This is a genomic window from Brevibacterium sp. K11IcPPYGO002 (genome assembly GCF_050920635.1).
GTDB lineage: Bacteria > Actinomycetota > Actinomycetes > Actinomycetales > Brevibacteriaceae > Brevibacterium.
This window is the reverse complement of sequence record NZ_CP131929.1, coordinates 449,164-462,514: the sequence shown is the minus strand read 5'-3', so window position 1 is coordinate 462,514 and position 13,351 is coordinate 449,164. Positions and strand designations below refer to the sequence as shown.

The 13,351-nt window shown below is 66.2% G+C and carries 12 protein-coding genes; 8 read left to right on the top strand and 4 right to left on the bottom strand.

Annotation, left to right across the window (positions count from 1 at the left end; genetic code table 11):
• The first annotated feature begins 54 nt into the window (after positions 1-54).
• Genes QYM46_RS02110 through QYM46_RS02100 form a run of 3 tightly spaced genes read left to right on the top strand, consistent with a single transcriptional unit; the run spans position 55 to position 3,800 of the window.
• On the top strand, positions 55-1,200 hold the full coding sequence (locus QYM46_RS02110; protein ID WP_432790645.1) for a hypothetical protein: 1,146 nt from the start codon (positions 55-57) through the stop codon (positions 1,198-1,200).
• A 3-nt stretch (positions 1,201-1,203) separates the two neighbouring features.
• Positions 1,204-2,736 (top strand): lipase maturation factor family protein, encoded by a 1,533-nt coding sequence (locus QYM46_RS02105; protein WP_432790643.1) that lies wholly within the window; start codon positions 1,204-1,206, stop codon positions 2,734-2,736.
• A gap of 5 nt (positions 2,737-2,741) precedes the next feature.
• Positions 2,742-3,800, top strand: a complete 1,059-nt coding sequence (locus tag QYM46_RS02100) for a hypothetical protein (protein ID WP_432790642.1) — start codon at positions 2,742-2,744, stop codon at positions 3,798-3,800.
• 80 nt (positions 3,801-3,880) lie between these two features.
• Here the strand turns inward: QYM46_RS02100 and QYM46_RS02095 are convergent, their stop codons facing one another.
• A complete protein-coding gene (locus tag QYM46_RS02095) occupies positions 3,881-5,152 on the bottom strand; it encodes an Nramp family divalent metal transporter (RefSeq protein WP_432790640.1) in 1,272 nt (423 codons plus the stop codon).
• An 85-nt stretch (positions 5,153-5,237) separates the two neighbouring features.
• On the opposite strand from QYM46_RS02095, the gene QYM46_RS02090 reads away from it, so the two are divergent.
• The 5 genes from QYM46_RS02090 (at position 5,238) to QYM46_RS02070 (ending at position 9,593) form a co-directional block, all read left to right on the top strand.
• Positions 5,238-5,855, top strand: coding sequence for a TetR/AcrR family transcriptional regulator (locus QYM46_RS02090; RefSeq protein WP_432790638.1), 618 nt, complete (start codon positions 5,238-5,240; stop codon positions 5,853-5,855).
• A 10-nt stretch (positions 5,856-5,865) separates the two neighbouring features.
• Positions 5,866-6,225, top strand: coding sequence for a DoxX family protein (locus QYM46_RS02085; protein ID WP_432790637.1), 360 nt, complete (start codon positions 5,866-5,868; stop codon positions 6,223-6,225).
• A 271-nt stretch (positions 6,226-6,496) separates the two neighbouring features.
• Positions 6,497-7,312, top strand: coding sequence for a class I SAM-dependent methyltransferase (locus QYM46_RS02080; protein WP_432790635.1), 816 nt, complete (start codon positions 6,497-6,499; stop codon positions 7,310-7,312).
• 90 nt (positions 7,313-7,402) lie between these two features.
• Positions 7,403-7,915, top strand: coding sequence for a hypothetical protein (locus QYM46_RS02075; protein ID WP_432790634.1), 513 nt, complete (start codon positions 7,403-7,405; stop codon positions 7,913-7,915).
• Positions 7,916-8,120: 205 nt separating this feature from the next.
• On the top strand, positions 8,121-9,593 hold the full coding sequence (locus QYM46_RS02070) for a uracil-xanthine permease family protein (RefSeq protein WP_432790633.1): 1,473 nt from the start codon (positions 8,121-8,123) through the stop codon (positions 9,591-9,593).
• A gap of 63 nt (positions 9,594-9,656) precedes the next feature.
• On the opposite strand, the gene QYM46_RS02065 is transcribed toward QYM46_RS02070, so the two are convergent.
• The 3 genes from QYM46_RS02065 to QYM46_RS02055 form a co-directional block, all read right to left on the bottom strand.
• Positions 9,657-10,838 carry a LacI family DNA-binding transcriptional regulator gene (locus tag QYM46_RS02065; RefSeq protein WP_432790631.1) on the bottom strand — a complete coding sequence of 394 codons (1,182 nt, stop codon included), beginning with the start codon at positions 10,836-10,838 and terminating at the stop codon, positions 9,657-9,659.
• 118 nt (positions 10,839-10,956) lie between these two features.
• Positions 10,957-11,667, bottom strand: coding sequence for a sulfite exporter TauE/SafE family protein (locus QYM46_RS02060; RefSeq protein ID WP_432790629.1), 711 nt, complete (start codon positions 11,665-11,667; stop codon positions 10,957-10,959).
• Complete coding sequence (locus QYM46_RS02055; RefSeq protein ID WP_432790627.1) at positions 11,667-13,223, bottom strand: amidohydrolase family protein; 1,557 nt, start codon at positions 13,221-13,223, stop codon at positions 11,667-11,669. Before QYM46_RS02055 ends, QYM46_RS02060 begins: the two co-directional genes overlap by 1 nt.
• Positions 13,224-13,351 lie beyond the last annotated feature (128 nt).

Sequence of the window (13,351 nt, the reverse complement as noted above, 5' to 3'; positions counted from 1 at the left end):
ATCTGAAACATCATCGGCAAGTCGGGCACCCCCTGGATCTGCCAGACTCTGAGTATGAAGTTCCGCAGGTCAGCATTCCGCAGAATCCTCGTATATGGTGCCGTCGTCGCGGCCGTGATCACGGTCTACTTCCTCTGGGCAAATACAGGTTTCATGGCACAACCGAAGAGCTTCGACGGCAGCACCCTCGATGCCTCGTTCGCCAAGACTCTCGCCTTTCAGCTCTATGGCTCAGTCTGCTTGGTTGCTTTCATCGTGTTCCTGCGGATCAGTCCGCGGGACGGCGATGACTCTGGCCCAGATCCTTCAGTCGCGCAGACGCGCGGATCCTTCACCGGCTTCATCAACCAACCGTGGCACATGATTTTCGCTGTCGGTCCCATCTGGGCGGTGATCGGGGTCGCGGCGACGTTCATCTGGCACGCGAGTGCGCAGGACTCTGGGAACTTCGGAACCGTGTGGGGCGACTTCGCGTCCTCACCCTTGCCTGCTGTCGTCATGCTCTTCGCCTATTGGTCTGCGGCCAACCTCAGCTTCATCTGGACGTCGGTCGCCGAGGCGGTCAGCCGCCACCATCGCGGTCTTTACCTGACTATCCTGACGTTCATGTGGCTGTTTGTCATCGCCTCCTCCTTCTTCTTCGGATACGGAGTACCGGAGATGCCGACCTGGATTGCACTCGTCGTATGCGGTTTCATCTTGCTGCTGACGCTGCCCGTCCTCGCGGGCACACATCGGTGGGCGGTCGCCCGAATCTCCAGTTATGACCACGCGAATCCACCGCAGGACCGGAACTTTCAGGACCGGCAGACCGCCGCTGCCAGACGTCAGAGGGCACGATCCGACAGGGCAAGGGAGGGCGAACCGCCATACGATCTGCTCGCGGCCAACGAGAAGCTCTACCGGTATCACCTCAGCGATCTCGGTCGCGAACCGCAGATGATCGTGCTCACGAACACCCGGATCGTCCGTGCCTCGATCGTCGCCCCGGGCCGCTCGTTCGTCCTCGAACAGGTAGAACCGGGTCAGCTGCTCGGCGCCGAGACGACTCACCGCGGTTCGGAACCGGTCACCCTGCTCTACTTCCGGAACCGCCCGGACATGGAACTCGTCGGCGGGGACCCGGGCGCCGCAAGCACATTCGCCGGAGCGGTGACGTCCCTGGCTGCCACCGGCCGTCTGCCGCACCAGGAGGCATAGGTTATGGACTTCGGCCAGGTGGTCGCTCTGCTCACCGCCGGCGACTACACGATCTCCCGCGAAATCATCCAACGCGGTATCGCGTTGCTCTTCCTCATCGCCTTCGCATCCGCGTTCAACCAGTTCCCGGCTCTCCTCGGCGAACGGGGACTCACCCCCGCCCCACGATTCATCGCTCTGACCTCGGCCAAGCAGGCACCGAGTCTCTTCCGCTGGAAGCGGTTTGCGTATTCGGACCGACGACTCCGCCTCGTCTGCGTGATCGGAATGGTCCTGGCCGCCTCGGCGATCATCGGACTGCCCCAGGCCGGTCCCGCATGGGTGCCGATCCCGGTGTTCTTAGGCATGTGGGGACTCTACTTCTCGATCGTGTCGATCGGGCAGCGCTTCTACGGCTTCGGCTGGGAATCGCTGCTGCTCGAGGCCGGATTCCTCGTCGGCTTCCTCGGCTCCCACGAGGTGGCCCCGACGTGGACGATGATCCTGTTGCTGCGCTGGTTCGTCATTCGCATCGAATTCGGAGCCGGAATGATCAAGATGCGCGGGGATTCGTCCTGGCGCGACCTCACCGCGATGGACTATCACCATCAGACCCAGCCGATGCCGAACCCGCTCTCCCGCCGGGCCCACCTCATGCCCGGCTGGTGGCACAAGGGCGAGACCCTGGGCAGCCATATCGTCCAGCTCGCCGCCCCGTGGCTGCTGTTCCTGCCCCAGCCGATCGCATCGTTCGCCGCCGTCGCCGTCATCATCACCCAGCTCGCTCTCGTCATCAGCGGCAACTATGCGTGGCTGAACTGGGCGACGATCCTGCTCGCCTGCTCGGGAATCAGCGATACGTTCTTCCGGTGGATCCTCGGCGGCCCGTTCCCCGAATGGGGGTGGAATTCCGTGGCCGCGATCGTCACCGATCCCACTGTCACCGAGGCGGCCGGTTCGTCCGCAGGCGCCGATCCCTCTCAGCCGATGCCGGTCTGGTGGCTGATCGTCGTCCTCGTATTCGTCGCGTGGCAGGCCTGGCTGAACGTGCCAGCGCTGCGCAATCTCTTCTCGCCGAATCAGCTGATGAACGCGAGCTTCAATCGACTCGGACTCGGCAACGCCTATGGCGCTTTCGGGTCGATGACCGAGACCCGCAACGAGATCATCATCGAGGGGTGGGACGGCGAGCGCTGGCAGGAGTACGAGTTCAAGGGCAAACCCGGGGACGTGTACCGTCGCGGGCCTGTCATCGCGCCCTATCATCTGCGCCTAGATTGGCTCATGTGGTTCGCCGCGCTCGGCGACTACCGGCAGACGTGGTTCACCGAGCTCGTGCGCAGGATCGGCTCCGGTGATCCGCAGATCCGTCGCCTCATGGGCCCCGACCCCTTCGACGGTGCCGCACCCGACCTCATCAGCGTCCGCGTCTTCACCTACCGCTATGCCACCCGCGCCGAACGCCGTGAGGCCGCCGCTGCCGGAGAACCGAGACCCTGGTGGGTGCGCTCGGACCCGCGCACCCTCGTCCGACCGATCGACCTGAGGAGGGACTGACCTCCATGAGCGAACGCCGACGAGCCTTCTCCCGCACTCTCATCGGAGCCGTCACCCTCAGCGGCCTGTCGACGGTGCTCTTCTTCATCTGGAACACCGGGCTCGCGCGCACCTCCGCGACCTCGGACGTGATCATCGACGCCGAGGCGGCCGGACCTCTGAGCTTCGCATTCATCGGGCTCGTGACCTTCGTGGCCATCATCTTCTTCACCGGCACCGACCGCGACGAGGGCCAGCGAGCCAAGCCCACCGGTGCCCCGCGCGGATCGCTCAGACTCTTCACCCGGGACCCGCTCATCGCCGTCACCAGCATCGGGCCTCTGTTCGGGCTGTGCTTCAGCCTCACAGCACTGCTGTGGCACACGTTCGCATCCGTACCCGGTGCTCCCGAAACCGTATGGGGTGACTTCACGAACTCGCCGCTGCCGTTCGTCGTTCTGTGCGCGGCAGCCATCGCCTCGACGAACTTCGGCCTGGCGATGGCCGGAGTCACAGTGGCCGTACGCAACCGCACCGGCCCGGCGCTCTGGCTCGTCGCGGGCAATGTCACCCTCGGCATCGGTGCCGGGGCTCTGTTCGCCTGGCTCTCTTTTGCGAATACCGTCATCGCTGCGGCAATCACCATCCCGCTTGCGGCGGTCTCCGTGACCGCCCTGCTCGGAGCCCGCCGGATGGTCGTCAGCAGGGCCGGCGAGGAGAAGCTCTCCGCGCGTGCCCGTCGCCGTGGGCCGACCCCGCCGCCCTATGATGCCCTCGACCGAGACGAGTCGGTGTGGCTGAAGATCGGCAACCGCAATCCTCGCGGTGCCGAGTTCCTCCTCGTCACACCTTCCCGCCTGGTCCACACCCGACCGACTGCCTCAGGAAGCACGGAGATCATCGACGAGGCGGCCCCGAATCAAGTGGTCGAGGCGAGCACTCGAGTCGATCGCGGGCATGCGACCGCCGTTGTGCAGCTCCGGGACCGGCCGGCTTTCCGCCTGCACGGCACCGACCCCGAGGAGGCTGCCGAGTTCGCGCGCAGGCTCACCGTCCTCGCCCGGTCGGGAACCCTCCCCGACTGACGAACCGCATCGGCGAGGCGATTCTCCGTTCTGCACCGGGACGTCGGTGACGCCGATGCGAGGCCCCGCCTCGGCGAAGGTCAGTCCACACCGAGGGCGAGCAGGACGATGAGAACGACGTTGAGGGCGATGATGAGCGCCGAGGCGGCCGCGGCGATGAGGGTGATCCACCGGGAGTTCGCGAATTCGCCCATCACCCGGCGGCTGCTCGTGAGCCTGACCAGGGGAATCATCGCAAATGGGATGCCGAGGCTGAGCACGACCTGGCTGAGCACGAGCGCCCAGGTCGGGTCGACGCCGATGGCGAGGACGATGAGTGCGGGGATCATCGTGAACGCGCGCTGCCACACGATCGGGATGTGCACGCGCAGCAGACCCTGCATGATCGATGCGCCCGCATAGGAGCCGACTGCGCTCGAGGCCAACCCCGAGGCCAGCAGTCCGATGCCGAAGAAGAGGCCGACGACCTCGCCGAGGTTGGCCGTGACGACCGCGTGCGCTCCCTCGATCGTGTCGGTGCCGGTCTGGCCGCGCAGTGCCGCGGCGGCCAGCAGCAGCATGGCGATATTCACGGACCCGGCGATGACGAGGGAGAGCACGACGTCCCAGCGGCTGGCGCGCAGCAGCTGCCCGGTCGAGGTGGTCGCATTGTCCCGGTGCCGGTCGACCGAGAGCGCCGAGTGGAGGTAGATCGCATGGGGCATGACGGTGGCGCCGAGCATGCTCGCGGCCAGGACCACGGAGTTCGTGCCCTCGAGCCGCGGCACGATTCCACCTGCGGCTTGCCCCCAGTTCACATCCCCGACGAACAGGCCTGCTAGAAAGCCGATGGCGATGATGACCAGAAATCCGATGATGACGAACTCGAAGGGACGCTGACCGCGAGTGGATTGGATCGACAGCAGGAACAGCGACACCACGCCGACGATGACTCCGCCGAGGAGGAGCGGCAGATCGAAGAGGATCTTCAGGGCGATCGCCCCGCCGATGACTTCGGCGAGATCGGTGGCGATGGCGACGACCTCGGCCTGCCCCCAATATGCGAGGCGAGACCGCCTGCGAAGTCGATCACCGAGGAGGCTCGACAGCGACTGCCCGGAGACGAGTCCGAGCTTCGAAGACAGATATTGGACGAGAACGGCGATGAGGTTCGCTGCCACGAGCACCCAGACGAGCAGGTACCCGTATTCCGCACCGGCGGTGAGGTTGGCCGCGACGTTGCCCGGATCGACATACGCGATGGCCGCGACGAAGGCCGGGCCGAGGAGAAATGCGGTGGAGATCTTCTTCCGGCCATGCTTCTTCTGCCCATGCTCGCGAGTGCGTACCGATGCAGAGGGATCGACATTCATGAAGTTAAGGTACATTAACTTTCCTGCCGAGGGCAACACGACACTTGGCCTGGAAAGTGAACACGGAAGGGCTTAAGGTTCGAGCATGGCCAGTGAACACGTTCAACTGAGGTCCGGCAAGCGCCGGCAGACCGAGGATCGGATCATCGGCGCCGCCGCGAAGCTGTTTCTCGACCATGGTTTCAAAGCCACGACCATCCGGGCGATCGCCAAGGCCGCCGAGGTGTCGGTCGGCCGGGTGATGGCCGTCGGGGACAAAGACGCCATCCTCGTCGCCTGCTTCGACCGGTGGATCGGTCAGCTGCAAGCCGGGACGTACACGGCTCCGCCTCGGCGAGGCAGTCTCTCGCAGCGCGGGAGCTCGTCGGTGCAGCGGCATCTGCTCGAACTCTTCCTACCGTTCCTCGAGTTCTTCGCCGAACACGAGGATCTGTCCCGCGACTATGCGGCCGCGATGATGCGGGTCAGGGGCGAGCCGGAGGTATTCAATGCTCTCGCCGTGGACCTGCAGAGCCGCCTGACCGAGTCGCTGGTCTCGATCGGGATCGATGAGGGCCACGCACGCGCCAGCGCCGCAGCACTCTACGACTCGTACCTGGGCATCCTCTTCCGGTGGGCGGCGACGACGATGAGTCTCGACGACGCCGTCGAGGCGATGCTGGCCAGCATCGTCTTCCACACTCGCATCAGGAGCTCGCTGTGAGAGGTTCACCATGATCTTGCTGCCCGATCCGGTCTGGCCGGTCGTCGTCCTCGCGGTCATCGTCGCCGGCGACGGTCTGCTCACCTTCCGTCCGCCGCGCGCCATTGCCGCCTGCCTCGACGGGGTCGGCTTCCCACGCGAGTGGTGGTGGGTGCTCGCGGCGGTGAAGTTCCTCGCCGCAGCCGGCCTGGTGGCAGGGATCTGGATTCCCAGGTTCGGCGCGGCGGCCGCGGCGGGCCTCATCGCCTACTTCCTCTGCGCCGCTGCCGCGCACCTGCGCGCCAGGTATGTCGGCCGGGACTTCTGGCTCAATTGCCTGGGCATGCTCACCGTCTGCCTCGCCGTGTGCATCGTCTGCTTCTTGCTTTAGGCACCGGCTGCTTCCTGCAGACACATGCTTCTTCCTGTAGGCGCCCGCCTCCTCGCGCAGACGCACCCGCCTCCTCGCCAGCGCGTTCCATCGACCCCGCTGTGGCACCCATGTCTCAGTCCGGAGAATTCTTCGCCACATCCCGCACCTCGATCCTGTTTTGGCCTAGAGTCGAAGTACGGCATCGGCGCCACCGCGGCGTTCGGCCGTCCGGCAGAGTTGCAGAACTGCTCGGTGATGGTGCCGAGCCACCCGGCAGAGGAGTGTGGACATGCCCGAATATGCCGACAGCAGTCGCACGCGCGACGAGACTCCCCAAGAACGCCACGAGCGATGGGCCTGGATCCATGAGACGGCGTCGATGACGGGGTGGGACTTCTCCCCACTGTCCGGCCGCCTCGTCGCCGATGATCCGCCCTGGGACTTCGACCAGATCTGCCTCGACGCGATGGCCGAGTCGAGCAGCTGCCTCGACATAGGAACGGGAGGCGGCGAGCGCCTCGGCGAGCTCATCGATCGCCTCGAGGATGCCCGGCCTCCCGGCGAACCGTCGCCGACGATCTCCGCGACCGAAGGGTGGGAGCCCAACGTGCCCCTGGCCGCCTCGATGCTGGAGGATTACGGGGTCGAGGTCACCCGGTACGACAGCGATCATCACCCGGAGATGCCGTGGGGCGACGGTGAGTTCGACCTCGTGATGAACCGCCACGAAAGCTATGACCTCGCCGAGGTGGCCCGCGTGCTCTCCCCGGGCGGGCTGTTTCTCACCCAGCAGGTCGACGGCACGGAGGCGCAGGAGTTCCGCGACTTCTTCGGCGGCGGGGTGGGCGATCTGCACCAACAGCTCGAACCGTGCCTCAGCGATGCCGAGAGTCAGGGCCTGTCGATCGAGGCGGCGCGCAAATGGCAGGGGACGATGCGCTTCACCGACGTCGAGGCGGTCATCGAGTACCTCGCCTATATCCCGTGGGATGTCCCCGGGTTCTCCGTGCGGTCCAACCTCGATGTCCTCAGACGCCTGGCCGAGTCGAGTGAGCCGATCACAGTCACGCAGAAGAGGTTCCTCATCGTCGCCCGCAAACCCTGACCCGGCTCCTCCCTCCAGGGAGGTTTTCCCGACCCCGCTCGTGGGATAGCAGGATGGGGCGGCGCCGGTCCGCGTCGATAGCGTCGAAGTATGACTTCGACGGACTTCTCGTACCCTCAGCCCACCGATGATGAGCTCGCGGCACAGCAGCCCCGATCCCCCGCCCCTCCCTCTCAACTCGTCTATGCCTCCCCTCGTCCCGATGATCTGGCCGACGCACACGCCTCCGCTGCGGCTCGGATGGATGGCGCCGCCTCGGCGAAGTCACCGACGCTGGGCAAGGTGGCCGTGGTGTTCTCGATCGTCGCCATGGTCCTCAGCCTGGCCGCCTCGGTGATTCTGGGCGTCACCGTCGGCCCCTCCGAGGCGGCGTCCGGCTACTACTTCACCGACACTCCGGATTGGTATCAGACTCTGGCGACCGTGCTCGTCGGCGTCCAGGGCCTGTGCACCTGCTCAGGTCTCACAACCATCGTCCTCGGCATCACGGCCGCAGCCACCGGGCGGGGCCGAACTCCCGGCATCATCGCCATCGCAATCGCGGCGATCGCCCCGTTCGTCTCATTCGGCACCTTCGTCGCCCTCAGCTTCCTCGCCGCCTGAGCCTCCCCCGACTCCGCCGAAAAACGGGCTGAGTGTCGAGAAACGCATGCGCACACCCGTGTCTCGACGCTCAGCCCGTTTTTCGGCGATCTGTCCGAATTCCGAACCACTCATTGACACCGCCCCTCGCGCGATGCACGATTGAACAAATCGATTTGGCCTCTGTATTTCAGGCCGATCACGATGTGTATCGAGGAGCAGTGCCATGCCCGCAACACCCGATCCGGACCACACCGGCAGCACAGTCGGCAACGACGCCGACACCGCCTTCGACACCGACACAACGCCATCCGCAGACACCACCACGTCCGGCAAGGCCGTCCACCCCGTCGATCAGCTGCGCCCGATCCGCAACCTCATTCCCTTCGCCATTCAGCACGTGCTCGTCATGGTGGCGACCCCGATCTCGTCGGTGTTCCTCATCGCCACCGCACTGGGGCTGGATGCGCAGACCACCTCGGCGGTGCTGTCGGCGGTCTTCGTCTTCTCCGGTCTCGGGTCGATCCTGCAGTCGGTGGGAGTATGGAAGGTCGGCGTCCGACTGCCGTTCGTCATGCTTCCCGGCGGGGCCGCGACGATTCTGTTCATCACCATCGCGCAGGGCACCGATGTCGAGACCGCGGTCGGGGCCGTGCTGCTCACCGGTGTCTTCTACATTCTCGCGGTGACGCTGTTCGTCAAGGTGCTCAAGTTCTTCCCGCCGCTGGTCATCGGGATCATGGTCATCGTCATCGGCATCAACCTCGTCCAGGTCACCGGCAAACTCATGGTCGGCGAACCGGATTCGCCGGACTTCGGCGACCCGCAGAACCTGCTGCTCGGCCTCATCACGATCCTCATCACCGTCGTGTGCTTCCGGTTCTTCCGCGGGATGCTCGGCAAGCTCTCCATAGCGGTCGGGCTCATCGGCGGCACAATCGTCGGTGCGCTCATGGGTGCCACCGACTTCTCCGGCCAGACCGATGGCCCGCTGTTCGCTGTGCCGACCCTCTTCCCGTTCGGCTCGCCGAAGTTCGATCTCATCGCCGCGATCCCCATGCTGCTGTGGGCGCTGGCGTCCATGGCCGAGGCGACCGGACAGACGATCATCAATGCCGAGATCGTCGAGAAGAAGGTCGAGCCCGCCCGCGCAGTGCCCAGGCTCATCCGCGCCGACGGACTCACGACGATCCTCGGCGGCCTCTTCGGCACCCCGGCGATGGTCACCAGCGGCGAGAACGTCGGCATCGTGCGCGCCTCCGGTGTGCGCAGCCGCTACGTGACCGCGATCGCCGGCATCCTTCTCATCCTCATCGGGCTCAGCCCCGTCGCCCGCATCCTCAACGGAGTGCCGTCGGCTGTCGTCGGCGGCACTGCGGTGGTCGTGTTCGCCATCATCGCCGTCCTCGGCATCCAGATGCTCGCGAAGATCGATTTCAATGAGACGGGCAACCTCATCACCGCGACCGTCGGCCTGGCCGCGGGCCTCATGCCGGTGCTCCTGCCCGGAATGTACTCGAAGCTGCCACAGACGGCATCGTCCCTGCTGGGAAGTGGTGTCGCCATGGCCGCGTTCGTCTCGGTGCTGCTCAACCTGCTCTTCCACCACACCGGCAAGCGCAACCGTCACCCGAAGGCCCGGACACCGATCGCCGACCCGAGCAAGCTCGACCAGCGACCGGCCGACTACCGGATCTGAGGATCGTCCCAGAATCGGAACTGGGGTTCACCGGGAACCGAGTCCCCGGCCCGAGTATCTGGTTCAGACCCAGTTCCGGTCCGGCGAATGGCCGGCTGTCGATTCCCTGACGACGAGAACAGGACCGGATGAACCCGCCGAGGCGGCCGCCCCCGACGCGCCCACCGCGGCGGGCTCCGTGGCGCCTCCGTCCCGGGCAGCGCATTCCGTGTCGCCGTCCAAAGCGGCGGTCGCATTCGGTGAGTGATCGCCGTCGAGCACGGTCACGAGCATCTCGACTGCCGCACCCGAGATCGCCTCGAGTCCGAGGTCGACGGCGGTCAGCGGCGGATTGCTCGTACGTGCGCGCAGACCGTCATAGCGGGTGGCGATGAGCAGATCGTCGCCGACTGTGCGGCCAGACTCCTGTGCTGCTCGCACCGCTCCGGTGGCGAAGGTGTCGACGGGAGCGAGTATCGCGTTGACATCAGGGTGCGCGGCCAACAGTTCCTCGGCGGCGGCGAAGGCCCCTTCTTCTCCGGAAGTCTCCTCCGCCTCGGCGATGCGAGGGGCGAATCCACGGGCGGCAGCGGTCTCGACGTAGACCTCGCGGGCTGCGATCTGCGCACCGCGTTGGCTGCGGCTGACGAGCAGGGCCGGTTGCGTGGCGCCCTGGTCGAGAAGGTGATCGAGCAGCAGCTGAGCCGTGCCTCGATGGTGGAGATCGATGCTCCACCGGCTGGCGGCTCCGGTGTGCGTTGTTGATGCCCGTGATGCTCCGTCCGCGGCGGGCGTACTCGGCCCGTCGATCGTGACGTAGGGGATGCCCCGGTCACGCAGCGCCTCGGCGAGGGGGTCGTCAACGGTCGGCTCCAGGAGGATCGCCCCGTCGATGTCGAGCAGATCGACGGGGTTGGCCGCCTCGGTGGGTGGGGCGAGGACGAAGACGTAGCCTTCGAGCAGCGCCGTCCGCGCACATCCCATCGCCAGTTCGGTGAAGAACCCCAGCTGAGAGGGCCCGGCGGACACGGCCGCCGGCATCGACGACAGCAGGGCCAATGTCTGCGACTTCCCCGAACGCAGGCTGCGGGCACGGGCGCTCGGTCGGTAGTTCAGCCGCTCGGCGACTTCCTTGACCTTGGCCCGGGTGTCGGCATTGACCTTGCCCTGGCCACTGAGCGCGTGCGAGACCGTCGTCCGCGACACCCCGGCCTCACGCGCCACGTCGGCGATCGTGACGCGGTGCGCGCGCGGGAAGTCAGACATGGAATCAGCCTACTTCACACAGCGACGGTAGGCGGGTCCACAGAACTCAGGTCGCAATCGGACATTTCTCAGCCCTGAAAGCATCCGATGCTCACCTCTGTCTGCCGCGCCCCGCCTTTCAGGCCTGGACGATGACGATGATGCCGGAGACGATGGCGAAGCCGAGGACGATATAGCGCAGCACCGGCCCCTCGAGGCGGTGGTGGACATAGCGGGAGAGGAACGAACCGACCACGAGGAACGGCAGCAGCCACGCCGTCGCAATCATCGTGTCCGCCGAGACCTGCCCGCTGAAGGCGAGCACGAAGAGGGAGATGATCTCACCGACGAGGAAGCACACCGCCACCGTCGACCGCAGCTCCGGCCCGGGACTGTGCTGATAGGCCAGCGCATAGGGCGGCCCGCCGATGCCCGTCGAGGTCTCCGTGACTCCGGTGACGAGCCCGACCGTCGCGAGCACCGGCTTGTTCGGCGTGAATTTCGGCGCCAGCAGTGCGACGACCGCGGCGATGAGAGTCGACCAGCCGATGAGCAGCGCGAGCTGGTGGAGATTGACGATGACGAGGATCCACAGACCCGCGAACGTGCCGGCGAATCGGCCGACGCTGATCCATTTCACGCCGGTCCAGTCGATATGCTCCCGCTCGCGCGCGGCGATGTAGAGGTTGAGCGGGATCATCAGCACGAGCAGCATCACCGGGATGAGGCTCGGATCGATGAACGTCACGACGGGCGCGAGGATCATCGCGAATCCCATCCCCGTCGACCCCTGCACGAATGCGGAGATGAGGACGACCGCGGCGATGATCGCAAACGCGAGCATCGACATCAGAAGTCATCCCTCATCGACGCGGCATCCCCTTTGACCTCCGAGGCTGTACTTGATTCCGGGTTCACCAAGGCGGCCACCCCGTTCGTGGACGCGGCCGAGTGTTCTCCCATCCACCTCGCCCGGTGCTCGGCCGCGCTCGGGTCGATGCGGGTGATCGGCGAGTTCTCCACGACCCGCCGGGAGACGTCTTTCGCACGCTCGAGGAATTCGCGGCCGTCCCAGTCGACGGGCCAGCCGTGTTCGAGGCGCAGCTTGCCGTCGACGATGACCGCGTCGATCTGGTCGCGGTTGGCCAGACGGACGAGTTCCCACGGCACATCCCATGAGGGCACGAACTCCGGGGTGTCGATATTGATCACGAGGAGGTCGGCACGGGCACCGGGTGAGATCTCGCCGATCTGCCCGGACAGCCCGACGGCGTCGGCGCCGCCGCGCAGACCCTGTTCGAGCCAGGTCCAACCACCTCCCGCAGAGGAGTCGATGACGTCCATTCCGCCGGTCAGTCGCTGAGCGGTCTCGGCGGCGTCGAGGAGGCGGAAGGCGTCCGAACGGGTGCCGTCGGTGCCGAGTCCGATGCGCATCCCGAGCTCGTGCATGAGCAGTGCGGGCGCCACGGCATTGCCCTTCCAGGAGCTGGCGACCGGGTTGTAGGCGATTGCGCCGCCGGATTCGCGGAGCAGTCGGATCTCCCGCGGCGTGAGCAGAGTGGCATGAGCGGCGAGCAGCTCGGGCCCTAGAGCGCCGAGGCGGGCGAGGCGTTCGAGCGGGCGTTCGCCACCGGCAATGAGGGAGCGTTCGACGGCGACGATGTGCTCATTGAGGTGAGTCTGGAAGGGGACCCCCGCGTTCCGGGCCATCTGTGTGATCTCCACGAGCGCCTCGTCGGAGGCGACCTCGGGAATGGACACGGCCAGGGACGGGTGGACGAGGGAGGCGTCGTTCCACCTGCCCAGGTGGGCATCGGCGGCGGCGACCACCTCGGCGACGGTCGAGGTGCGCACTCCCCCGCCGAGATCATTGCAGATGACGCCGAGCACGCAGCGCAGGCCGACGTCGGTGGTGACGTCGGAGATCGCGGAGACGTCGACGCTCGAACGGGTGCCGGCGTCGGTGACGGTGGTGAAGCCGCCGCGCAGGGATTCCCAGGCGGCCAGGCGGGTGGCGACGTCGATGGCTTCGGCGTCCATGTTCGACTCCATCGGCACCCAGACGCGTTGGAAGATCTCGGAGGGTTCGCCGAAGACGAGGGACTTGCCGAAGGACTGGGTGAGATGGTGGTGGGCGTCGATGAAGCCGGGCATGAGCAGTCGTCCGGGCAGGTCGACGCGAACCGGCTCGGTGGCGACTCGGTCGGCACTGGGACTAGGGTCGGCGGCGTTCGCGTCGGTCCGCAGCGATTCGGCCTGGGCGGCCACCTCGGCGAGGGGACCGACGGCAATGATCCGACCTCCGTCGACGAGCACCGCATGGCCGGTCTGCGCGCCTTCGGGCAGGAGAACCTTCTCCGGGACGAGCAGTGTCGGGGCCTGGTGGAGGCTGCGCAGCTGAGTCATGGGGTCCTTCGCATCTCGAGGGTGTGGCCAAATCGATTTGGCTACGTTAATTCTACGGGTGCCGACGATGCCGGTCAACGCTTTCCGGGCCCTTTCCGCAGGCCGCAAGCCGTGCTGGGCGGCGACTA